Genomic DNA, 23,020 nt, shown 5'->3' with positions numbered 1-23,020 from the left:
CGGCTCGCGCGGGCGCGGTCAGTCGGCCTCGACGGCCGCCGGCTCGCGGACGGCGGCGGACCACTTCTGCTCGACCTTGCCGAACTTCCAGTAGCCGACCGCGACGATCCAGGTCACCACGAACAGCCCGACGATGGCGTAGCCGACCAGGTTGAGGTCCAGCCCGGCGATCCAGCCGAGCGGCCCCGTGGTGATGTCGAGCTTCTCGGCGAGCAGGCCGAGCAGTTCGATCACGCCGATCACCAGGGCGACGATCACGGAGAGGCCGGTCACCGTGAGGTTGTAGTAGATCTTGCGGACCGGCTTGGAGAAGGCCCACTCGTAGGCGAAGTTCATGAACGAGCCGTCGATGGTGTCCAGCAGGCTCATCCCGGCCGCGAACAGCACCGGGAGCACCAGCAGCGCGTACCAGGGCAGCTGGAAGGCGGCGGCGCCGCCGGCCAGCACCAGCAGCGAGACCTCGGTCGCGGTGTCGAAGCCGAGCCCGAACAGCAGGCCGACCGGGTACATGTGCCAGGGCTTGGTGACCGCCCGGGTGACCTTGCCGAGGATCCGGTTCATGAAGCCGCGCCGGTCGAGCTGGCGCTCCAGCTCCGCCTCGTCGAACTCGCCGTCGCGCATCTTGCGGAACACCTTGAGGATGCCGTTGAAGGCGCCCAGGTTGATCAGGCCGATCAGCACCAGGAAGGTGCCGGAGACGGAGACCCCGATCAGCCCGGTGGCGTTGTGCAGCGAGGAGTCGTCCGACTCGACCTGGCCGGCCAGCGACCGGATGCCGAAGGCGAGCAGCGCGCACAGGCCGAAGACGATCGAGGAGTGGCCGAGCGAGAACCAGAAGCCGACCGAGAGCGGGCGCTTGCCCTGGCCCATCAGCTTGCGGGTGGTGTTGTCGATGGCGGCGATGTGGTCGGCGTCGAAGGCGTGCCGCATGCCCAGGGTGTAGGCGGTGAGGCCCATGCCCGCCCCGAAGACCTGCCCGCCGACGTCGTAGTGGTGCGGCGCGATGATCGCCAGCAGGGTGACCCAGCCGATCACGTGCAGCGCGAGGATGAAGGCTCCCATTCCGCCGAGGCGGATCCACTCGTCCCTGGTGAGCCGATCACGCAGACGGGTTGGCGCTGACATGGGGTGTCCTCTCGGTACGGGGGCGAGCCGGGACAGTTTTCCTCCCCGTTGTACCCACATGCAAGTCATGCGCAACAGCGAGCAACATTCGCCTGCTGACATCTCGCATGGCGGACCGGCATCAGCCCCGATAAATGTCATGTGCCGTACAGAAAAAGGCCATCCGAAACGGCTTTCCGCCGGCCGGTCTACGCGCGGATACTCGGATCCGCGCCATCCCGCCCATTCCTGCCCGGAAACCCCAACTCCCCTCGGAGGAACGGCAGATGATCAGCCTGCGCCCCGCCCGGAACAAGGCCACCACCGCCGCCCTGGCCGTCCTGGCGGCCACCCTCACCGGACTCGCCGTCCCGGCCGCCCCCGCCGGCGCCGCCACCACCGCCCCGGCTGCCGTCGCCGCGGTGCCGCACCGCATCCTGTTCGACAACACCAAGGCCGAGACGGCCGGCAACGCCGACTGGATCATCGGCACCGCCCAGCCCGACCCGCTCGTCCAGAACGCGCACCCCACCACCGAGAAGAGCTGGACCGGCGCCCTCTCCGCCTGGGGCGTCGCACTGCAGAAGACCGGCCAGTACAGCCTGAAGACCCTGCCGGCCGGCAACACCATCAGCTACGGCGGCAGCGGCGCGCTCGACCTCGCCAACTTCGACACCTTCGTGGTGACCGAGCCGAACACCAGATTCAGCACCGCCGAGAAGACCGCGATCATGCGGTTCGTGCAGAACGGCGGCGGGCTGTTCCTGATCTCGGACCACCTGAACAGCGACCGCAACAACGACGGCTGGGACTCCCCGAAGATCATCAACGATCTGCTCACCAGCAACGGCGTCGACAACACCGACCCGTTCGGCTTCTCGGTCGACCTCAGCAACATCTCCACCGACAACCCGCGCGCCGCCGCGCTGCCGAGCGACCCGGTGCTGCACGGCCCGTTCGGCACGGTCACCGGCTCCATCCTGCGCAGCGGCACCACCTTCACCCTCAAGCCGGCCGACAACCCGGCGGTCAAGGGCCTGGTCTACCGCACGGGCTACAGCGGCAACACCGGCGCCTTCTTCGTCACCAGCACCTTCGGCAACGGCCGGGTCGCCGCCTGGGGCGACAGCTCCCCGGTCGACGACGGCACCGGCCAGAGCGGCAACACCCTCTACAACGGCTGGGACGACCCGGCCGGCACCGACGCGGCCCTGGCCCTCAACGCCACCGCCTGGCTCAGCAAGGCCTGACTCTCCCGCGCCGCCCTCCCGTCCCCTCCCGCCCCGCCGGTGCACCGCCACTCCCTGCCAGGGAAATAGGGCGGTAAGTCCACTATTGTCTGATTCGGTGGCCATCCGGCGGAGCGGAAGGGCGGTACGGCACGGAACTCCGCGGTCACCGCGCGACGCCCGTACCGACTGCAGGGAGCGGCCACCATGCGGCACCCCACCTCGTACCCGCACCCGATCACCCGCGAGGACGTGCGGATCCCGCTGCCCGGGGGCGAACTGCTGCACGGGCGGGTCTGGCGGCCCGTCACCGGTGAGCGGGTGCCCGCGCTGCTGGAGTACCTGCCGTTCCGGCTCGGCGACGGGACGGCGCTCCGGGACGCCGAGCGGCATCCCTGGTACGCGGGGCACGGCTACGCCTCGGTCCGGGTCGACGTCCGCGGCTACGGGAACTCCCAGGGGCTGCCCGGCGACGCCTGCTCCGAGCAGGAGGTGACCGACGGGGTCGCGGTGGTCGAGTGGCTGGCCGGGCAGCCGTGGTGCAGCGGCCGGGTCGGCATGTTCGGCCTCTCCTCGGGCGGGGCGAGCGCCCTGCAGGTCGCCGCCCGCGCCCCGGAGCCGCTGCGGGCGGTGGTCGCGGTCTGCGCCCCCGACGACCGCTTCGACGACGACCGGCACTACCTGGGCGGTGCGCTGCTCGCCGCCGAGCTGCACTCCTGGTCCGCGGAACTGCTGGCGCTCGCCGCCCGGCCGCCGGACCCGCGGTACGCCGGGGACGGCTGGCGGCGGGCCTGGCTGGAGCGGCTCGGCGCGCTGGAACCCTTCGTCCACCCCTGGCTCGCCCACCAGACCCGGGACGCCTACTGGCGCCCCGACTGCGTCCGCGAGGACTACGGCGCGATCACGGCCGCCGTACTGGCCGTCGGCGGCTGGGCCGACCCGCACCGCGACGCCGTGCTGCGGCTGGTCGAGCACCTGTCCGCCCCGGTGCGCGGCATCATCGGCCCCTGGCCGCACCAGTACCCGGACCAGGGGCACTCGCCCGGCCCGTCGATCGGCTTCCTCCAGGAGACCCTGCGCTGGTGGGACCACTGGCTCAAGGACCGCGACACCGGCGTGCTGGCCGAACCCGCGCTGCGCAGCTGGATGAACGAGTCGGTGCCGCCCGCCCCCGGGTACGCCAACCGTCCGGGCCGCTGGATCGGCGAGGAGTCCTGGCCCTCCCCCGACGTGCGCGAGGTCCACCACGGCCTGGACGACGCCCTGCGCACCGCCGGTACCGCCGCCGCGGACCGGTTCGTCCGGGTCCGCTCGCCGCAGCACACCGGCCTGGACGCCGGCCGCTACCGCCCGCTCGGCGGCGCCGCCGACCTCCCGCCGGACCAGCGCGAGGAGGACGGCCGTTCGGTCTGCTTCGACTCCGCCCCGCTGCCCGAACCGGTGGAGATCCTCGGCCGACCCGCGCTGCGGCTGCGGGTGCGCTGCGACGTACGGCGCGGGCAGGTCGCCGCGCGGCTGTGCGACGTCGCCCCGGACGGCTCGTCCGCGCTGGTCACCCGGGGGGTGCTCGCGCTGGCCGGGCGCGGCGGCCCGGACCGGGTGGCGCCGTGGGAGCCGGGCGAGGTGGCGGAGGTGGAGTTCGAGCTGGCCGGCATCGCGCACGCCTTCCCGGCCTGCCACCGGATCCGGCTGGCGCTGTCCTCCGCGTACTGGCCGTGGGTGTGGCCGCAGCCGGACGCCACCGGGTTCGAGGTCGACCCCGGCCGCAGCGTGCTCACCCTGCCGGTCCGCCACCTGGCCGCCGACGCCGGCAACCGGCCGGTCACCTTCGAGGCGCCCGAGCAGGCGGTGGCCCTGGAGGTCGGGCGCACCGAGCCGCTCACCGAACGCCCCGAGCGGCTGGCCGTGCACGACGTGGCGAACGGCGAGTGGCGCACCGAGATCCGCCCCGGGGACGGCGGCTCGGTGACCTTCCCGGACGGCCTGGTGCTGGAGGAGCAGGCGCTGGAGGCGTACCGGATCCGGGCCGAGGACCCGCTGAGCGCAACCGCCCGCTCGGACCGGGCGGTCCGGCTGGAGCGGCCCGACATCGGCTGGGACGTCACCGTGCAGACCCGGTCCGAGATCGGCTGCGACGCGACCCACTTCACCACCCGCACCCAGCTGCGGGCGCTGGAGGGCGGCGACGTGCTGTTCGAGCGCGACTGGCAGCAGCGGATCCCCCGCACGGCGGGCTGAGACCGGCGCGGCACTGTGGCGCCGGTCAGGCGGAGGCGCCGCCGGGGAGCTCGCTCCAGGTGCTCCACCTACCGGTGTTGTAGTCACCGTCGATCCCGTAGACCCGGTTGTCGGTACCGATCGCGAAGGTGTGCACCACACCACCCGCCGACGTGCTCGCCAGCGACGTCACCTTCCGCTCACCCCGGATCTGCGACCACGTACCGCTCCAACCGACACCCGCGTAATCCCCGTCGGTGTTGTACAGCGAACCGTCCGACCCCACGATCCCCAGGTGCACCGTGCTCCCCGTCATCGACGCCGCGACCGCCGTCGCACCCGCCGCCCCGCCCGGCACCTCGGCCCAGTCCGACCAACGCCCCGACGCGTAGTCCGCGTCCTTGCCGAACACCTGACCGTTCGCACCCAACGCGAACACGTGCACCACACTGCCCGACGACACACTCGACAACGCCTTCAGACCCGACGACCCGAGCCGGTCCCAACGCCCCGACCAACCCGAACCCGCGTAATCCCCATCCGTGTTGTACATCGCACCATCGGCACCCACGATCTCCAGATGCACCGTGCTCCCCGTCATCGACGCCGTCAACGCCGTCGCCCCCGCGGCCCCACCCGGCACCTCGGCCCAGTCCGACCAACGCCCCGACGCGTAGTCCGCGTCCTTGCCGAACACCTGACCGTTCGCACCCAACGCGAACACGTGCACCACACTGCCCGACGACACACTCGTCACCGCCCGCAGACCCGACGACTCGATCCGGTCCCAACGCCCCGACCAACCCGAACCCGCGTAATCCCCGTCCGAGTTGTACATCGCACCGTCCGAACCCACGATCCCCACATGCGCCACCCCACCCGTCATCGACACCGCGACGCGGTTGCCCGTCGGGTCGTCGACGACGTTCTTGTAGCGCAGTGCCTTGTAGTCGCCGTTGGGGTGCGAGTCGAAGGTCGCGGCGTTGATCGAGACGCCGGTGACGTGCTTCACGGGGGTGGAGCCGAAGGAGTAGTAGGAGAACTTGGTGTGGGCGGCGTCGTCCCAGTGGTCGAACAGGATGACGTGGTCGTAGTAGCTGTTGAGGATGTCACCGGGCTTCAGGTCGGCCCGGGAGATCTCGTAGGAGTAGCCGGGCAGGCTCTGGGTGTTGGCGCTGGTGCCCAGGTGCCAGGCCATCGAGACGTAGCCCGAGCAGTCGGTCCGGTAGCTGCGGCCCGAGGAGTCCGCGTAGGAGCCGCCCTGGGTGTAGGGGATGCTCTTGTTCATCCAGAACTGGGCCCGGGTGATGATCTCGCCGCGGGTGATCTTGCCGTCGACCGAGGAGGTGGCGGCCTGCGCGGTGGTGGCGGTGAGCGCGGTGGTGGCGATCGCGCCGGACGCGGCGATGGAGGCGGCGAGTGCGATCCGGACGAGCTTGGAGACCTTCGAAGACATGGCGATTCCCCCGAGTGGCGAACGTGACGTTGGTGGGTGAGGCCGACGACGCGGCTGCCCTGCAGGAGCAGCCGGATCCGGCGGCCGCCCGGGGTGTTCGGCCGGTGCTCCGGCCCGCCCCCCTGGCGGCGATGACCAGCTTCGTCGCAGCTCAGCCGGGTTGGAAGGGGTTCGGGATGGACGGAGGAGGCCATGACCGGTTCCGTCCAGGAGGATGCCGAAGGGCCCGACGACCGGCGTCGTCGGGCCCTGCTCGGGAGTGGTTCTGCGGTGGTGCCGGTCAGCGGGCGCGGTGGGCGCGGATCAGTTCCGCGTACCGGTGGCCGCTGGTCTTGACGGTGCGCCGCTGGGTCCCGTAGTCGACGTGGACCAGGCCGAACCGCTTGTCGTAGCCGTACGCCCACTCGAAGTTGTCCAGCAGCGACCAGGCGAAGTAGCCGGCCAGCGGGGCGCCCTGGGCGACGGCCGCGGCGCAGGCGGCGAGGTGCTGCTCGAGGTAGGCGGTGCGCTCCGGGTCGTGCACGCTGCCGTCGGCGGCGACCGTGTCCCGGTAGGCGGCGCCGTTCTCGGTGACGTACAGCTTCGGGACGCCGTACTCCTTGGTGAGGCGCAGCAGGAGTTCCTCGATCCCGGGGGCGTGCACCTCCCAGGGCATCGCGGTGTGCTCGGGGCCCGGGCCGGGCAGCTGGCGGAAGTGCGGGACCGGGCCGGTCGGGTCGTCGGCGACGATCTGGCGGAAGTAGTAGTTCAGTCCGAGCCAGTCCAGCGGGGCCGAGATCAGCTCCATGTCCCCTTCGTGGACCGGGAGTTCGACGCCGTACAGGTCCAGCATGTCGCGCGGGTAGCCGCGGCCGAGCACCGGGTCGAGCCACCAGCGGTTGATGTGGCCGTCGGCCCGGCGGGCGGCGGCGAGGTCGTCCGGGTGGTCGCCGGCGGGTTCGATGGTGGAGAGGTTGTTGACGATGCCGATCTGCGCGCCGGGCACGTGTGCGCGCAGCGCCTCGACGGCCAGGCCGTGGCCGAGGTGCAGGTGGTAGGAGGCCCGGACGGCGGCGGTCAGGTCCTGCCGGCCGGGGGCCATCGCGCCGTCCAGGTGGCCGATCCAGGCGGAGCAGAGCGGCTCGTTGAGGGTGGCCCAGTTGGTCACCCGGTCGCCCAGCCGCTCGGCGACCACGGCCGCGTACTCGCCGAAGCGCAGCGCGGTGGAGCGCTCCGGCCAGCCGCCGCGGTCCTGCTGGGCCTGCGGGAGGTCCCAGTGGTAGAGGGTGGGGAAGGGCGTGATGCCGGCTTCCAGCAGCCGGTCCACCAGGCGGTCGTAGAAGTCCAGGCCGGGCGCGTTGACCCAACCGTCGGCCTGCGGCACCACCCGGGGCCAGGCGATCGAGAACCGGTAGGCGTCCAGGCCGAGCCGGCGCATCAGCTCCAGGTCCTCGGGCCAGCGGCGGTAGTGGTCGCAGGCGGTGTCGCCGGTGTCGCCGCCGGCGACCCGTCCCGGGGTGTGGGAGAAGGTGTCCCAGATGGAGGGTGCGCGGCCGTCGGCGTCCACGGACCCCTCGATCTGGTACGCGGCGGTGGCCGCGCCCCAGACGAAGCCGTCCGGGAGAGCACTGAGGTCGTTCACAACATGCCTTTCACGGAGGGTCATTTGACGGCGCCGGCGGTCAGCCCGGCCACCAGGTAGCGCTGCAGCAGCAGGAAGCCGGCCACCACGGGCACGCTCACCACCAGCGAGGCGGCCATCACCTGGTTCCAGTACACGTCGGTCTGGGTGGCGTAGCCCTGGAGGCCGACGGCGAGGGTGCGGGTCTCGTCGTCGGTCATCACGGAGGCGAACAGCACCTCGCCCCAGGCAGTCATGAAGGCGTAGACGGCGACCGCGACGATGCCCGGGACGGCGGCCGGGACGACGATCCGGACCAGGGTGCGCAGCGGCCCGCAGCCGTCCACCGCGGCGGCCTCGTCGAGGTCGCGCGGGATGGAGTCGAAGTAGCCGACCAGCATCCAGATCGAGAACGGCAGCGAGAAGGTCAGGTAGGTGAGGATCAGCCCGCCGCGGCTGCCGTAGAGCGCGACGCCGGTGGAGTTGCCGATGTTGACGAACAGCAGGAACAGCGGCAGCAGGAACAGGATGCCGGGGAACATCTGGGTGGAGAGCACCGTGACGGTGAACAGCCGGCGGCCGCGGAAGCGGTAGCGGCTCACCGCGTACCCGGCGAGGATCGCGATCAGCACCGAGCAGACGGTGGCGCCGCCGGCCACGATCAGCGAGTTGACGAAGTACCGGCCGAGCGGGACGGTCCGCCAGATGTCCAGGTAGGGCCGGAAGGTCAGGGTGCTGGGGATCCAGCGGAACGGGCCCTGGACGTCCTGGAGCGGCTTGAGCGAGGAGCTGAGCATCACCAGCACCGGGGTGAGGGTGAAGACCAGCAGCACCGCGAGCGCGATCCGGCGGGTCCACCGGTAGGAGGCGGGCGGGTCAATCATCGGCGTCCTTCCGGCGCGAGGTGGCCAGCAGGTAGCCGGCCGTCACCAGCAGCAGGAACAGCAGCAGCAGGACGGACATGGCCGAGCCGGAGCCGAAGTTCCAGGTGACGAAGGAGGACTGGTAGATGTGGATGGAGATCAGGTCGGCCGCCTCCGGGGCGGATTTGCCGAACAGCACGTACGGGGTGTTGAAGTCGTTGAAGGTCCACAGGAAGAGGACCAGCACCAGGACCAGGTTGACCGGGCGCAGCGAGGGCAGCGTGATCCGGCGGATCTGCTGCCACACGCCGGCGCCGTCCATCGCGGCGGCCTCGTAGAGCTCGCGCGGGATGTTCTGCAGCCCGGCCGTCAGGGTGAGGAAGGCGAACGGCCAGGACTTCCAGACCGAGACGGTGACCAGCGCGGTGAAGCTGTTGTCCCCGATCAGCCAGAACGGCCGGTCGGAGGTCAGGTGGAGCTGGTCGTGCAGCACGTGGTTGACCAGGCCGGTGTCGCGCTGGAACATGAACGACCAGGTGATCACGGCGGCGTACACCGGCAGCGCGTACGGGAGCAGGAAGGCCGCGCGGAGCAGGCCGCGGCCCTTGAAGGTGTCCTGCATGAAGATCGCCGCCGCGGTGCCGATCAGCCAGGACAGGCCGACCGACAGCACGGTGAAGGCGCAGGTCACCCAGAACGAGTGCAGCAGCGACCGGCCGACGGGGGCGCTGAAGTCCACCGCCACGCGGTAGTTCTCCAGACCGGACCAGGGGGCGGAGGACCAGTCCCGGATGAAGAACTGGGTGAGCCGGCGGAAGCTCATCACGATGCCGACCACCATCGGGACCAGGTGGATCAGCAGCTCCAGCGCGAGGGCGGGGAGCAGCAGCAGGTACGGCAGGGCGAGGCGCCGCGGGCGAGGTCGGGTCGGTCGCGCTCGCACGTCAGGACGCCGGCATCTGCTGCTGGGCCTTGGTCAGCTCGGCCTTGACGGTGTCCTCGGTGACCGGCTTGCCGGCGGCGGCCGCGGCGAGCAGGTTCTTCACGGCGGTGCCGATCAGGGTCTCGAACTGGCTCTCGTTCGCGACCTGGGGCAGCGGCTGGGCGCTGGTGGCCAGGACGTCGGCGAGCGCCTTGAGCTCCGGGGTGGCGAAGGCCGGGTCGGACTGGGCCGCCTTGACCGGCGGGATGGAGCCGTAGGTCTTGTTGAGCTGCTTCTGCTCCTCGTCCCCGGTCATGAACTTCACGAACCGGAGCGCGCCGTCCCGGTTCTTGGTGTTCTTGAAGACGGCGAGGTTGATGCCGGCCACCATCGAGGTGGTGGCCCTGGTGCCGGTGGCACCGGCCGGGACGGGGATCGGGGCGACCGCGAAGTCGTCCGGGTTCATGCCGTGCGACTTGAGGTTGGCGCCGGCGGACTGCCACATCAGCATCGCGGCCTTGCCGGTGGCGAAGTCGGTGACGGACTGGTTGTTGGCGTACTCGGCGTTGCCGGGGGCGGCGATCTTGTCCTTGGCGATGAGGTCGACGTACTGCTTGACGGCGCCGACCGCCTCGGGGCTGTCGAAGGCGGGCTTGCCGGCGGCGTCGAACCAGCCGGTGCCGTGCTGCTGGCCGAGCGCGAAGGCGTGGTGGACGTTCTCGGAGACGTTGCCGCCCTCGACGGCCAGTCCGTACTTGCCGTCCTTGGTGAGCTTCTGGCCGTCGGCGACCAGCTCGTCCCAGGTGGCCGGCGGGCCCGCGATGCCGGCCTCGGCGAAGGCCTTCTTGTTGTAGTAGAGGCCGTAGGCCATCGAGTACAGCGGCACGGCGGCCGGGTCCTTGCCGGCGGCACCGGCGGAGGCGATGGTGGCGGGCAGGAAGCGGTCCTTGCCGCCGATCGTGGCGAAGGTCGCGTCGTCGAAGGGCAGCAGTGCGCCGGTGGCCTGGAGCGAGGCGGACCAGGTGTTGCCGATGTTGAGCACGTCGGGGCCCTGGCCGGAGGCGGTGGCGGCGAGGATCCGGTTCAGCAGGTCGGACCAGGGCACCACCTCCAGCTTCACCTTGATGCCGGTCTGCTGCTCGAACTTTCTCAGCTCCGGCTCCAGGACCTCCTTGTCGTTCTCCAGGCTGGTGCCCTGGTTGGAGGCCCAGTACGTGAGAGTCTTGGGGCTGCTGTTGTCGCCGCTGCCGGCGCCGGTGGAGCCTCCGCCGCAGGCCGTGGCGGTCAGGACGAGCGTGGCGACAAGTGCGGTGGCGGCGGCGAGGCGGTTGATGCGCATGACCGTTGCCCCTCTCGGGCGGGGTGGCGTGGTGGGGGTGAAGTGCGGCCCGGGCAGGCTTACTTCAAGCCGTGATTTAACGTGTGAGAAAAGCTGGCGTCAAGAGTTTGTGCAGCGCTAGATTCAGCACCGGAAGGAGAGTCCATGACACTTCGAGGCAAGCAGACCGTGCGTGACCTGCGGCGCGGCAGCAGATCCACCCTGCTGCGCCGGCTGTACTTCGACGGGCCGCTCAGCCGCCAGGAGTTGGGGCGGATCAGCGGCCTGAGCGCCGGCTCGATCAGCAACGTGACCGGCGAACTGCTCGCCGACGGCCTGGTGGAGGAGTGCGGCTCGGTGGAGTCGGACGGCGGCCGGCCGCGGATCCTGCTCCAGGTGACGCCCGGCCGGGCCCACCTGGTGGGCGTGGACGTCGGCGAGACCCAGGTCCGGGTGGCGCTGTTCGACCTGGCGCTCACCGAGCTGGCCGCCAGCGACCACCCGCTCTCCGACAAGGGCCACGACGTGGACCACGTGGTGGAGCTGATCCTGACCGGGCTGGCCGAGGTGCTGCGCCGCACCGGCGTCGACCCGGACACCGTGCTCGGGGTGGGCGTCGGCGTCCCCGGCATCGTGGAGCAGGGCGATCCGGCCGAGCAGGGGGCCGGCATCGTGGTGCACAGCCAGACCGTCGACTGGGACGCGGTGCCGCTCGGCCGGCTGCTGCGGGCCGGCACCGACCTGCCGCTGCACGTGGACAACGGCGCCAAGACGCTCGGCCAGGCCGAGATGTGGTTCGGCGCCGGGCGGGGCGCGCAGCACGCGGTGGTCGCGCTGTTCGGCTCCGGGGTCGGGGCCTGCGTGATCGCCGACGGCGCCCGCTTCCGCGGCGCGACCAGCAGCGCCGGCGAGTGGGGCCACACCAAGGTGCACGTCGGCGGCCGGCGCTGCCGGTGCGGGTCGCGCGGCTGCCTGGAGGCGTACGTCGGCGCCGAGGCGCTGGTGGAACGCTGGGGCGGGGCCGCCGACGGCTCGGCCGAGAAGGCCGGGCTGGCCGCTCTGCTGGCTGCCGCCGAGGCCGGCGAGAGCGCCGCCGTCGAGCTGCTGGACGAGGCCGCCGAGTACCTCGGCGCCGCGATCGCCGACCTGATCAACCTGTTCAACCCGGAGCGGATCGTGATCGGCGGCTGGGCCGGCCTGCTGCTCGGCCCCCGGCTGCTGCCCGCGGTGCGGGCGGCCACGACGGCGTACGCGCTGCGCTTCCCCCGGGAGCAGACCTCGATCGAGCTCGGGCGGCTCGGCCCGGACGCCGTCACGGTCGGCGCCGCCACCCTGCCGCTCTCGCAGTTCCTCGATTCGGGCGGCGAGATCGCCGGCCGGATCGGCCCCGGGGTACCGGCCGCGGGCTGACCGCCGGCACCGACCCCGACCAGCGACGATGACTGGTCGGGCGACCCGATCGGCCGTCAACCGCGCTGCTGCGCACGGCAGATGACCGGCACGGCAACTCGGCGCCGGGGGTTGACACCCGCTCCCGGCGGCCCCGAGACTCCTGCCGGGGAGCGCTCTCCGAGCCCTCGCCGGACCGGTCCCGGCCACCCCCGGCACCGCCCCCGCGCCACGCCGGCCGGCGACCTACCGGCCGGTGCCGGGCCTGCACCACCGGAGCCCGCTCGACCGCGCCCCACCCCCACCCCCACCCACCGCAGGAGAAGCCCGTGAGGCTCACTTCAGCACGTCCCGACGGCGCACCCGCCGCCGGACGCCGCGGCCTGGCCGGACTGCTGGGCCTGGCCCTGCTCTCCGGCGCCGCCCTGGCGCTCCCGAGCACCGTCGCCCACGCCGCCGACACCCTGATCTCCCAGGGCAAGGCGGTCACCGCCTCCTCCACCGAGAACGGCGGCACCCCGGCCGCCTCCGCGGTGGACGGCAACAACGCCACCCGCTGGTCCTCCGCCGCCAGTGACCAGCAGTGGCTCCAGGTCGACCTCGGCGCCACCGCCACGATCGGCAAGGTGGTGCTCAACTGGGAGGCCGCGTACGGGAAGTCGTACCAGATCCAGACCTCCGACAACGGCACCGACTGGACCACCGTCTACTCCACCACCACCGGCACCGGCGGCACCGAGACCATCAACATCGCCGGCTCCGGCCGGTACGTGCGGATGAACGGCGTCGCCCGGGCCACCGGCTACGGCTACTCGCTGTGGGAGTTCCAGGTCTTCGGCTCGTTCGGCTCCACCGACCCGGGCAGCTGCGGCACCGCGAACGCCGCCCAGGGCCGGCCCGCCACCGCCTCCTCCACCGAGAACGGCGGCACCGGCGCGGCCCTCGCCGTCGACGGCGACAACGGCACCCGCTGGTCCTCCGCCGCGAGCGACCCGCAGTGGCTCCAGGTCGACCTGGGCAGCACCCAGCAGATCTGCCAGGTGGTGCTCAACTGGGAGGCGGCGTACGGGAAGTCGTACCAGCTGCAGACCTCCGACAACGGCACCGGCTGGACCACCGTCTACTCCACCACCACCGGCACCGGCGGCACCGAGACCATCAACGTCACCGGCTCCGGCCGGTACCTGCGGATGAACGGCACCGCGCGAGGCACCGCCTGGGGCTACTCGCTGTGGGAACTCGGGGTGCACACCGGCGGCGGCCCGACCGTGCCCCCGGTCCAGGGCGGCGGCGACCTCGGGCCCAACGTACTGGTCTTCGACCCCGGTACGCCCGGCATCCAGGCGAAGGTGGACGAGGTCTTCGCCAAGCAGGAGTCCAACCAGTTCGGCAGCGACCGCTACGCGCTGCTGTTCAAGCCCGGCACCTACAGCAACATCAACGCGCAGATCGGCTTCTACACCTCGATCGCAGGCCTCGGCCTGCGCCCCGACGACACCGTGTTCAACGGCGACGTCACGGTGGACGCGGGCTGGTTCGGCGGCAACGCCACCCAGAACTTCTGGCGCTCGGCGGAGAACCTCTCGCTGAAGCCGGTCAACGGCACCGACCGCTGGGCGGTCTCGCAGGCCGCGCCGTTCCGCCGGATGCACGTGCAGGGCGGGCTCAACCTGGCCCCGAACGGCTACGGCTGGGCGAGCGGCGGCTACATCGCCGACTCCAAGATCGACGGCACCGTCGGCAACTACTCGCAGCAGCAGTGGTACACCCGCGACAGCGCGATCGGCGGGTTCAGCAACGGGGTCTGGAACCAGACCTTCTCCGGTGTGCAGGGCGCCCCCGCCCAGGGCTTCCCCAACCCGCCGTACACCACGCTGGCCACCACCCCGGTCTCCCGCGAGAAGCCGTTCCTCTACCTGGACGGCGGCGCCTACAAGGTGTTCGTGCCCGCCAAGCGGACCGACGCCAGCGGGATCTCCTGGGCCGACGGCGCCGGCCCCGGCAGCTCGCTGCCGCTCGACCGGTTCTACGTGGTCAAGCCCGGCGCCACCGCGGCCACCATCAACCAGGCGCTGGCCCAGGGCCTCAACCTGCTGTTCACCCCGGGCGTCTACCACGTCGACCGGACCATCGAGGTGACCCGGCCGGACACCGTGGTGCTCGGCCTGGGCCTGGCCACCGTCGTGCCGGACAACGGCGTCACCGCGATGCGCACCGCCGACGTGGACGGCATCCGGCTGGCCGGCCTGCTGTTCGACGCCGGTACGGTCAACTCCCCCGCCCTGCTCCAGGTCGGCCCGGACGGCGCGAGCGCGAACCACGCCGCCGACCCGACCACCGTGCAGGACGTCTTCGCCCGGATCGGCGGCGCCGGCCCCGGCTCCGCCACCACCGCGATGGTGATCAACAGCAACAACACCATCGTCGACCACACCTGGCTGTGGCGGGCCGACCACGGCGCCGGGGTCGGCTGGAACGCCAACCCGTCCGACTACGGCATGCTGGTGCGCGGCAACGACGTGCTGGCCACCGGCCTGTTCGTGGAGCACTTCAAGAAGTACGACGTGGAGTGGTCCGGCGAGCGCGGCCGGACGATCTTCTACCAGAACGAGATCGCCTACGACGCACCCAACCAGGCCGCGGTCCAGAACGGCGCCACCAAGGGCTGGGCCGCCTACAAGGTGGACGACAACGTCAACGTCCACGAGGGCTGGGGCCTCGGCTCCTACTGCTACTTCAACGTCGACCCGACGATCCGGATGGACCACGGCTTCGAGGCGCCGAACAAGCCCAACGTCCGCTTCCACGACATCCTGGTCAACTCGCTCGGCGGCAACGGCCAGTTCGACCACGTGATCAACAGCACCGGGGCCGGCACCTCGGGCACCTCCACCACCCCGTCCAACCTGGTCTCCTACCCCTGACGGGTGACCCCGAAAAGCGGCGCTCCCTCCGTGCGGCCACACGGAGGGAGCGCTCTCCGGCACGCCCTGACGGGCCGTCGCCGAGGTGCTATAACACCGGTATGACTGACGCCCTCCAACCCACGGCAGCCCGCCCGGCCACCCTGGAGGACGTCGCCCGCGTGGCCGGGGTCTCCCGCTCCACGGTGTCCCGGGTGGTGAACGGCGTGCGCAACGTCGACCCCGCGATCCAGGAGACCGTCCGGCAGGCCGTCGCCGCCACCGGCTACGTGCCAAACGGCGCCGCCCGCGCGCTGGTCACCCGGCGCGCGGACACCGTCGCCCTGATCGTCTCGGGCGCCGGCGAGACCGGCGGCGACGGGATGCTGTTCACCGACCCGTTCTTCGGCCGGGTGGTCGGCGGGGTGCTGTGCGGCCTGCGCCCGCCCGGCATGCACCCGGTGCTGATGCTCGCCGACGACGACGCCTCCCGCGCCCAGGTGATCGCCTACCTGCGGCGGGGCAGCGCCGACGGCGCCCTGCTGGTCTCCACCCACGGCGGCGACCCGCTGCCCGCCCTGCTCGCCGAGGCCGGGCTGCCCGCGGTCCTGTTCGGCCGCCCCGCCGCCGCGCTGCCGCTCAGCTACGTCGACCTCGCCAACCACGAGGGCGCCCGGCTCGCCGCCGACCACCTGGCCGCCCGGGGCTGCCGCCGCGTGGTCACCGTCACCGGCCCCGCCGACCTGCCCGCCGGGCAGGACCGGCAGGCCGGCTTCCGGGAGGCGATGGCCCGGCACGGCCGGCCGTGGTCGCCCGAGGCCGCCGGTGACTTCACGCGCCGCGGCGGGGCCGCCGCGATGACCCGGCTGCTCGCCGAACACCCGGACCTGGACGGCGTGTTCGCCGCCAACGACCTGATGGCCCAGGGCGTGCTGGCGGTCCTGCGGGAGCACGGCAGACGGGTGCCCGAGGACGTCGCGGTGATCGGCTTCGACGACAGCAGCGCCGCCACCGCCGCCCATCCCCGGCTGACCACCGTGCGCCAGCCGGTCGAGGAGATGGCCACCCGGATGACCACCCTCCTGCTCGACCGCATCCGCCACCCCGGCGCGGCCCCCACCTCGGTCCTGTTCGAGCCGCGGCTGATCATCCGCGACTCCGCCTGACCCCGCCCGCGGGCGCCCCGCGCACGCCGCTCCGCCCGGGAACGGCGGATTCTCAGCTCTGCTTCAGACAGCACCCAGCCCGCTCCCAGGGTGTCAACCTCCGTCATTTACGATCAACAGGTGCCAAGCCTCACCGGACTCCCGCTCCAGATCATCGTCGCCCTGCTGGCGATCGCCGCCTTCGTCGCGACCATGTGGCTCTGGCCCAGACTGGGCGGGCAGGGCTGGAAGGCCTGGCTCGGACGGCTCGGCACCTTCTTCGGCACCCAGATCGTGGTGCTGGCCGCACTCGGCCTGGTGGCCAACTCGTACTTCGGCTTCTACACCACCTGGAGCGACCTGCTCGGCCTGGACGGCGGCCCCGGCAAGGTGGTCGACCACCAGCCGGGCGCCCGGGCCGTCAAGGTGACGGGCGAGCAGAAGATGTACTCCGCGCAGGGCTCCGCCAAGGACCGCGCCGGCGCGATCGAGAAGGTGGACGTCAGCGGCGCCGGCTCGGGCCTGACCGCCGACGGGTACGTCTACCTGCCCCCGCAGTACTTCCAGCCCGAGTACGCCACCGCCCGGTTCCCGATGGCGCTGGTGCTCACCGGCTACCCGGGCACCCCGGAGAAGCTGATCACGCTGCTGAAGTACCCGGAATCCGCGCTCAAGGCGATCGAGGCCGAGCAGCTGCCGCCGACCGTGCTGGTGATGCTGCGCCCGACCCCGGCCGGCGTGGGCAACCGGGACACCGAGTGCATGGACATCCCGAACGGCCCGCAGGTGGAGACCTTCTTCACCAGCGACCTGCCGAAGGCGATGGCCGCCGACTACCGGGTCTCCGACCGGCCCGAGGCGCACGCGGTGATGGGCGACTCCACCGGCGGCTACTGCGCGCTGAAGTTCGCCCTGCGCAAGCCCGACGCCTACCGCGCGGCGATCTCGCTGTCCGGCTACTACGAGGCACCCAGCGACCCCACCACGGGCGACCTGTTCGACGGCAACGCCGAGCTCAAGCGCGAGAACGACCTGCTCTGGCGACTGGAGAACAAACCCGCCCCGCCGGTCTCGCTGCTGCTCGCCACCAGCCTGAACGAAGAGAACTACCACGACACCCAGAAGCTGGTGGCCGCCTTCAAGGCCCCCACCCAGCTGTCCACCATCACCCTGGACACCGGCGGCCACAACTTCCACACCTGGACCAGGGAGATCCCGCCCGCCATGGAATGGCTCGGCCGCCGACTCGCCCCGCCCCAGACCCCCACCCAGCCGGCCTGACGCTTCGGCACCCAACCTGCTCCGGACTGCGCCGGACTGCGCCGGACGGGTGACTTCCGGCAGATCACAGCGCGCTCATAGGACGCGTTCACGGACCTCTCAGCAACGGCCGACAGCGTTGCCGCATGACCTCGACCCACTCCGTTCCTCCGACCAGCGAGCCGTGGCCCGAGGCTGCGGACCACCCGCCGCCGGCACCTCCGGCCCGGGCCGCGGTCGATGCCCCGTCACCGTCCGACCTCCCGTTCCCGCCGGTCGCTCTGCCCGAGCCCGGTCCCAAGGGCCCGGGGTCCTGGCGGGGCCGGCTGCGCACGCTCCCGGCCCGCGCCTGGCGCGGCCGCCCGGACGACCCGCGCTGGGCCCGCCCCGCGCTGCTCGGCCTGCTCGCCGCGACCGCGGTGCTGTACTTCTGGAACCTGACCGCCTCCGGCTGGGCCAACGCCTTCTACTCGGCGGCCGTGCAGGCCGGCAGCCAGAGCTGGAAGGCCTTCTTCTACGGCTCCTCGGACGCCGCCAACTTCATCACCGTCGACAAGCCGCCGATGTCGCTGTGGCCGATGGCGCTGTCGGTGCGGATCTTCGGGCTCAGCTCCTGGAGCATCCTCGCCCCGCAGGTGGTGATGGCGGTCGCCACCGTCGCCACCGTGTACGCCACCGTGCGGCGCCGGTTCTCCCCGCTCGGCGGGCTGGTGGCGGGCGCCGCGCTGGCGCTCACCCCGGTTGCCGCGCTGATGTTCCGCTTCAACAACCCGGACGCGCTGCTGGTGCTGCTGCTGACCCTGGCCGCGTACGGGCTGGTCCGGGCGACCGAGACGGCGAGCACCCGGTGGTTGCTGTTCACCGGCGTGATGTTCGGCTTCGGCTTCCTCACCAAGACCCTGCAGGCCTTCCTGGTGCTGCCCGGCTTCGCGCTGGTCTACCTGGTGGTGGCCCCGACCGGGCTCCGGCGCCGAATGCGGCAGCTGCTGCTGGGCGCGCTCGCGATGGTGGTGTCCGCCGGCTGGTGGGTGGCCATCGTCGAGCTGGTGCCCGCCTCGGCGCGGCCGTACATCGGCGGCTCGCAGGACAACGACTTCCTCTCCGTCACCTTCGGCTACAACGGCTTCGGCCGGATCACCGGTGACGAGACCGGCAGCGTCGGCGGCGGCGGGATGGGCGGCGGCCGGGGCGGCCAGGGCGGCGGGATGTGGGGCAGCACCGGGATCACCCGGCTGCTCGACGGCGACATCGGCGGCCAGATCGCCTGGCTGCTGCCCGCCGCCCTGGTCCTGCTGGCGGCCGGCCTGTGGGCCACCCGCCGCCACGGCCGCACCGACGGCGCCCGCACCGCCTTCCTGGTCTGGGGCAGCTGGCTGCTGGCCACCGGACTGACCTTCAGCTTCATGTCCGGCATCTTCCACCAGTACTACACCGTCGCCCTGGTGCCGGCCGTCGCCGCCCTGGTCGGGATGGGCGCGGACGGCCTGTGGCGGGCCCGGCGCCGCCTGCCGTACGCGGCGCTGCTGGCCGGCGTGGTCGCGCTGACCGCCTGGTGGGCGTACGTCCTGCTGGGCCGCAGCGCCGACTTCCTGCCGTGGCTGCGCTGGACGGTGCTGGTCGGCGGCCTGGCGGCGGCGGCCGCCCTGCTGCTGGCGGGCCGGCTGTCCGGCCGGCTCGGCGCCCGGGTGGCGACGGTGGCCGGTCTGGCCGCGCTGGCCGCCTCGCTCGGCGGTCCGGCCGCGTACGCCCTGGACACCGTGTCCACCGGACACTCCGGCTCGATCGTCACCGCCGGCCCGCGGGTGCAGAGCGCCAACGGCTTCGGCGGCCCCGGTGGCGGTGGTCCGGGCGGCGGTCGGACGGCCTTCCCGGGCGGCGGCGCCCCGGGCGGCCAGGCCCCGAACGGCCAGGCCCCCGGCGCCACCGGCGGCACCGGCACCACTGGTGGCACCGGCGGCTTCCCCGGCGGAGGGTTCCCCGGCGGCGGCTTCCCGGGCCAGGCCCAGGGCGGCGGCACCGGTACGGGCACCGGCGGCACCGGCGGCACCGGTGCCCGCGACGGGAACGGCTTCCGCGGCGGGATGGGTGGCGGCGGGATGGGTGGCCTGCTCAACGGCGCCCAGGTCAGCAGCGAGCTGGCCGCCCTGCTGAAGCAGGACGCCGGTTCCTACACCTGGGTCGCCGCGGCGGTCGGGTCGCAGAACCAGGCCAGCTACCAACTCGCCACCGGTGAACCGGTGATGGCCCTCGGTGGCTTCAACGGCACCGACCCGTCGCTGACCCTGGAGGCCTTCCAGCAGTACGTCGCGGAGGGCAAGGTCCACTACTTCATCGGCGGCGGCGGGATGGGCGGCGGAATGGGCGGCAACGGCGCCTCCGGCAACGACTCCTCGAAGATCGCCGCCTGGGTGGCGGCCACCTTCACCGCCAGGACGGTCGGCAGCACCACCGTCTACGACCTGACGGCGAAGTAGCCCACCCGTCGCACCGCAGTCCCCCGGCCCGCCGAACCCCCCGGCGGGCCGGGCCCGTTGCGTCCGCGACCCACCACCCGGCGTACCCGGTGCGCATCGTCCGAATGGGTGACGGATCGTCAATTCCCCGATGGTTCGCCCACCATGTGCCATGTTTCACCCAAGACAGGATTGACCCCGGCGGTGCTCCAACACCCCGGGGTCCGGCACAAGGTCAAGGCACCCCATGCACATTCATCGTAGCGCGCACCCGCGCAATTTCACGGTTCTCCCCAACTGCGTCCTCCAGGACCGGCGGCTCAGCTACACCGCCCGCGGCCTGTTGGCCGATCTGCTGTCCCGCCCGGACGGCTGGCGCGAGGACGGCCGCCGGATGGCCGACACCAGCCCCCAGGGCCGGGGGGCGATCCGCCGGGCGCTCCGGGAGCTGACCGAGGCCGGGTTCTACCGCGTCGACAAGGTGCGCGGGGCGGACGGCACGGTGCGCTCGGAGGCCCACGTCTTCGACACCCCGCAGCGCGGGCGACCGGATGTCCCCCTTCCGGCCGCCGGTGAGCCGAACTCCGGTGCCACGGACGCCCTTCCTTCAAAGGACCACGAGAAAGAACCCCCCGCCCGTCCCGAGGCGGTCGCCACCCTGATCCGGGTGCTCGGGCCGGAGCCGCGCCTGCGGCTCGCCGAGGCCGAGGCCCGGCACCTGGCACCGCTCGTCTCCCGCTGGCTGGAGCGCGGCAGCACACCCGCCGATCTGGCCCGGGCCCTGCTCCCCGACCTCCCGCCGACGGTCCACTCCCCGGTCGGTCTGCTCCGCAGCCGCCTGAGGAGCAGGCCGCTGCCCCCGGTGGAGCACCGCTCCCGGCCGGCCTTCGCCGAGTGCACCGCCTGCCACGACCCGGTCCCGCGGCCGGGCCTCTGCCCGCCCTGCACCGGTCTGGTCAGACCTCGTCCGGCCGTCGGCCAAGGTGCCCCGGTCACCCCGGCCGGCGCCGCCCGTGCCCGGGCAGCCATGCGCGGGGCGGGAGCGGCCGCGTCCCGCGGTTCCGGTCCGGGGCCGTCAGCCTTACCGATCGGCGCCTGAGCGGCGTGCGGCGGCGGGGACGGTCGCGGGGACGCCCCGCGCTCGGAGCAGGGCCGGCGGTGTCGCGGTCGTGCTTCCGGGGCGGGCCGACGGCCCGCCCCGGGGTCGGTCACCGGCCGGTCACCGGTGGGTCATCGGTGGGTCACTGGTCGGAGTAGCTGAGGTCGCCGATCGTCCAGCTGCTGATGTCCTCGATGGCGATCCGGTACATGCCGCCGGTGTGCGGCAGGCCGAAGCTCCCCTGGAGGATCTTCGCGAGGTGCAGGTGCAGGTGGGTGGGCCGGGGCTGCAGTTCGGGGACCGGCGCGCGCCGGCCGTCCCCGGCAGCGGTCGCGAACAGCGGTGAGAACGGCTTCAGGTGCTCGGACGCCTCCAGGACCTCCGCCACCCGTTCCCGCCACAGCGCCTCCGGCGCGAGCCTCCCGGTGATCACCGCCCCTGGCACGACCACGGTGAGGGGCATCTGATTGCTGTGCTCGGACTCCACCGTCGCGGCGATGTCAACGAGCAGCCCGTCAGGTTTCGACATGCGGCCAGCCTAAGCCTTCGCCGTCACCACCGTCAGTACGCCCGCCCCGGCCCGAGGAACCCCCGACGGGACGGCGGGGCGCGCCCGCTATCCGCCGAGCGGCGCGCCCTCGCCCGGGCCGTCCGTACGCCGTCCGCCGCCGGCGCCTGCCGCGCCGTCCCCGTGGCGGAGTTCGGTGGTGACCGCCCAGACCACGGAGACCGCCGGGACGGCCACCACCGCGCCGATCACGCCCGCCGCGATGCTGCCGCAGAGCACCGAGGCGGCGACCACCACCGGGTGCAGGTTGACGGCCCAGCTCATCACCAGCGGGTGCAGCAGGTGCCCCTCGATCTGGCCGATCACCACGATCAATGCCAGCACGACCAGGGCGATCACCGGCCCCTGGGAGGCGAACGCGACGAGCGAGGCGACGGCCATCGCGATCGGCGAGCCGACCAGCGGGATGAAGGAGGCGAAGAACTCCAGCAGGGTCAGCGGCAGCGCCAGCGGCACCCCGAGCAGGAAGAGCGCGATGCCGACCAGCACCGCGTTGGTGCCGGCCACGATGACGATGCCCCGGGTGTAGCCGGCGAAGGTGCGCCAGGCGGTGCGGCCGGCCCGGTGGTAGGGGTCGCGGGCGCCGGGCGGGAGCTGGCCCCTGGTCCAGAGCCACATCCGGTCGCCGGAGTGCAGCAGGAAGACGGTGGTGAACAGGGCGAGCGCGGCCCCGGTGGCGACCTCGACCGCCCGGCTGGCACCGCTGACCGCACTGCTGATCAGGGTCGAGCGGTGCTCGGCGAGGTAGGTGGTGACCTTCTTGCCCAGGTCGTCGAAGACCGAGCGGTCGACGTGGAAGGGCGGCCCGGTGAGGAAGTGCTTGAGCCGGTCCACCCCGCTCTGGAACTCCTCGCTCAGGGTGGTGGTCTCCACCGCCACCGTCTCCCCGACCAGTGCCAGCAGAGCCGCGATCAGGACCACCGCGCCGACCAGCGCCAGCAGGACGGCCAGCGAGCGGGGCATCCGGCGGGCGAACAGGTCGACCAGCGGCCGGAGCACCGAGGTGATCACCAGCGCCAGGAAGAAGGAGAGGGTGACCAGGTGGAAGCGGCCCACGATCATGAGGATCAGGTAGCCGGCCCCGGCGATCACCAGCAGCCGCCAGGCGTAGTCGGACACGCCGCGCAGCGCCGCGGACGGCCCCCGGTCCCGGCCCGGTCCGCCGCCGGGACCGCGGCGCGCCGCCCCTCGTTCGGCTGCGCGCCGCCGTGGCGCCTGGTTCCGGGGGCCGCGGCCGGGCCGTGCGGGGTGCTGATAGGACATCATCCCTGCATACCCGCCCGGTCCCGGTGCCGGCGGCTCCCGCGCCGAGCGCCGGCCCCACCGGACCGCGGCTTCACACCGGTGCCCGCCCGCACCCCGACGACCGCACCCCGCGCCTCAGCCCCCCGGGCGCCTCAGAAAGTGTTGGGTAATCGGGTGATCACTCGTTCTTGAGGTCGTCGGCGAGGCGGCGGGCTGCTTCGGTCTCGATGGGGCCGTGCGGTTCGATCT

The 23,020-nt window shown here is 72.5% G+C and carries 15 protein-coding genes and 1 pseudogene; 8 read left to right on the top strand and 8 right to left on the bottom strand.

The window, feature by feature from the left end:
- Positions 1 to 18 precede the first annotated feature (18 nt).
- A complete protein-coding gene (nicT, locus tag ABT014_RS13905; protein WP_350638944.1) occupies positions 19 to 1,125 on the bottom strand; it encodes a Nickel transporter NicT in 1,107 nt (368 codons plus the stop codon).
- Between the two features lie 266 nt (positions 1,126 to 1,391).
- Here nicT and ABT014_RS13900 point away from each other — a divergent pair.
- Together ABT014_RS13900 and ABT014_RS13895 are read left to right on the top strand one after the other, a co-directional pair.
- A pseudogene (locus ABT014_RS13900) lies at positions 1,392 to 2,351 on the top strand (hydrolase); the annotation flags it as partial.
- A gap of 189 nt (positions 2,352 to 2,540) precedes the next feature.
- Positions 2,541 to 4,571 (top strand): CocE/NonD family hydrolase, encoded by a 2,031-nt coding sequence (locus ABT014_RS13895; RefSeq protein WP_350638942.1) that lies wholly within the window; start codon positions 2,541 to 2,543, stop codon positions 4,569 to 4,571.
- Positions 4,572 to 4,596: 25 nt separating this feature from the next.
- On the opposite strand, the gene ABT014_RS13890 is transcribed toward ABT014_RS13895, so the two are convergent.
- From ABT014_RS13890 to ABT014_RS13870, 5 genes are all read right to left on the bottom strand, one after another.
- The gene (locus ABT014_RS13890) at positions 4,597 to 6,006 is read right to left on the bottom strand and encodes a hypothetical protein (protein ID WP_350638941.1); all 1,410 of its coding nucleotides are present in this window, start codon (positions 6,004 to 6,006) and stop codon (positions 4,597 to 4,599) included.
- A 280-nt stretch (positions 6,007 to 6,286) separates the two neighbouring features.
- Positions 6,287 to 7,627 carry a GH1 family beta-glucosidase gene (locus tag ABT014_RS13885; protein WP_350638940.1) on the bottom strand — a complete coding sequence of 447 codons (1,341 nt, stop codon included), beginning with the start codon at positions 7,625 to 7,627 and terminating at the stop codon, positions 6,287 to 6,289.
- Between the two features lie 20 nt (positions 7,628 to 7,647).
- Positions 7,648 to 8,490: a carbohydrate ABC transporter permease gene (locus ABT014_RS13880; protein WP_350638939.1), complete on the bottom strand. Its 843-nt coding sequence runs from the start codon at positions 8,488 to 8,490 to the stop codon at positions 7,648 to 7,650.
- Positions 8,483 to 9,412: a carbohydrate ABC transporter permease gene (locus ABT014_RS13875; RefSeq protein WP_350638938.1), complete on the bottom strand. Its 930-nt coding sequence runs from the start codon at positions 9,410 to 9,412 to the stop codon at positions 8,483 to 8,485. The genes ABT014_RS13880 and ABT014_RS13875 overlap by 8 nt, the downstream gene beginning before the upstream one ends.
- 1 nt (position 9,413) lies before the next feature.
- On the bottom strand, positions 9,414 to 10,730 hold the full coding sequence (locus ABT014_RS13870; protein WP_350638937.1) for an ABC transporter substrate-binding protein: 1,317 nt from the start codon (positions 10,728 to 10,730) through the stop codon (positions 9,414 to 9,416).
- 144 nt (positions 10,731 to 10,874) lie between these two features.
- Between ABT014_RS13870 and ABT014_RS13865 the strand changes: the two genes are divergently transcribed.
- The 6 genes from ABT014_RS13865 (at position 10,875) to ABT014_RS13840 (ending at position 20,958) form a co-directional block, all read left to right on the top strand.
- Positions 10,875 to 12,119 carry an ROK family transcriptional regulator gene (locus tag ABT014_RS13865; protein WP_350638936.1) on the top strand — a complete coding sequence of 415 codons (1,245 nt, stop codon included), beginning with the start codon at positions 10,875 to 10,877 and terminating at the stop codon, positions 12,117 to 12,119.
- A gap of 362 nt (positions 12,120 to 12,481) precedes the next feature.
- The gene (locus ABT014_RS13860) at positions 12,482 to 15,022 is read left to right on the top strand and encodes a pectate lyase-like domain-containing protein (protein WP_502894976.1); all 2,541 of its coding nucleotides are present in this window, start codon (positions 12,482 to 12,484) and stop codon (positions 15,020 to 15,022) included.
- Between the two features lie 101 nt (positions 15,023 to 15,123).
- Positions 15,124 to 16,167 (top strand): LacI family DNA-binding transcriptional regulator, encoded by a 1,044-nt coding sequence (locus ABT014_RS13855; protein ID WP_350638935.1) that lies wholly within the window; start codon positions 15,124 to 15,126, stop codon positions 16,165 to 16,167.
- Between the two features lie 120 nt (positions 16,168 to 16,287).
- A complete protein-coding gene (locus tag ABT014_RS13850; protein WP_350638934.1) occupies positions 16,288 to 17,427 on the top strand; it encodes an alpha/beta hydrolase in 1,140 nt (379 codons plus the stop codon).
- 125 nt (positions 17,428 to 17,552) lie between these two features.
- On the top strand, positions 17,553 to 19,880 hold the full coding sequence (locus tag ABT014_RS13845; protein WP_350638933.1) for a glycosyltransferase family 39 protein: 2,328 nt from the start codon (positions 17,553 to 17,555) through the stop codon (positions 19,878 to 19,880).
- A 226-nt stretch (positions 19,881 to 20,106) separates the two neighbouring features.
- On the top strand, positions 20,107 to 20,958 hold the full coding sequence (locus ABT014_RS13840) for a hypothetical protein (RefSeq protein ID WP_350638932.1): 852 nt from the start codon (positions 20,107 to 20,109) through the stop codon (positions 20,956 to 20,958).
- 142 nt (positions 20,959 to 21,100) lie between these two features.
- Here ABT014_RS13840 and ABT014_RS13835 read toward each other — a convergent pair whose 3' ends face one another.
- Both ABT014_RS13835 and ABT014_RS13830 read right to left on the bottom strand, forming a co-directional pair.
- A complete protein-coding gene (locus ABT014_RS13835; RefSeq protein ID WP_350638931.1) occupies positions 21,101 to 21,487 on the bottom strand; it encodes a GvpU-like protein in 387 nt (128 codons plus the stop codon).
- An 87-nt stretch (positions 21,488 to 21,574) separates the two neighbouring features.
- Entirely contained in the window at positions 21,575 to 22,789 is a 1,215-nt protein-coding gene (locus ABT014_RS13830; RefSeq protein WP_502894961.1) for an AI-2E family transporter, read from the bottom strand.
- Positions 22,790 to 23,020: the final 231 nt, after the last annotated feature.

Source organism: Kitasatospora sp. NPDC094015 (genome assembly GCF_040304075.1).
Classification (GTDB): Bacteria; Actinomycetota; Actinomycetes; order Streptomycetales; family Streptomycetaceae; genus Kitasatospora.
The sequence above is the reverse complement of the archived record's forward strand: the minus strand, read 5'-3'. Positions and strand labels throughout refer to the sequence as shown.

Coding starts and splice junctions, on each gene's coding strand:
- nicT (WP_350638944.1), bottom strand. CDS start 1,125: ATGTCAGCGCCAACCCGTCTGCGTGATCGGCTCACCAGGGACGAGTGG.
- ABT014_RS13835 (WP_350638931.1), bottom strand. CDS start 21,487: ATGTCGAAACCTGACGGGCTGCTCGTTGACATCGCCGCGACGGTGGAG.
- ABT014_RS13845 (WP_350638933.1), top strand. CDS start 17,553: ATGACCTCGACCCACTCCGTTCCTCCGACCAGCGAGCCGTGGCCCGAG.
- ABT014_RS13895 (WP_350638942.1), top strand. CDS start 2,541: ATGCGGCACCCCACCTCGTACCCGCACCCGATCACCCGCGAGGACGTG.
- ABT014_RS13830 (WP_502894961.1), bottom strand. CDS start 22,789: ATGTCCTATCAGCACCCCGCACGGCCCGGCCGCGGCCCCCGGAACCAG.
- ABT014_RS13840 (WP_350638932.1), top strand. CDS start 20,107: ATGCACATTCATCGTAGCGCGCACCCGCGCAATTTCACGGTTCTCCCC.
- ABT014_RS13880 (WP_350638939.1), bottom strand. CDS start 8,490: ATGATTGACCCGCCCGCCTCCTACCGGTGGACCCGCCGGATCGCGCTC.
- ABT014_RS13855 (WP_350638935.1), top strand. CDS start 15,124: ATGACTGACGCCCTCCAACCCACGGCAGCCCGCCCGGCCACCCTGGAG.
- ABT014_RS13890 (WP_350638941.1), bottom strand. CDS start 6,006: ATGTCTTCGAAGGTCTCCAAGCTCGTCCGGATCGCACTCGCCGCCTCC.
- ABT014_RS13870 (WP_350638937.1), bottom strand. CDS start 10,730: ATGCGCATCAACCGCCTCGCCGCCGCCACCGCACTTGTCGCCACGCTC.
- ABT014_RS13865 (WP_350638936.1), top strand. CDS start 10,875: ATGACACTTCGAGGCAAGCAGACCGTGCGTGACCTGCGGCGCGGCAGC.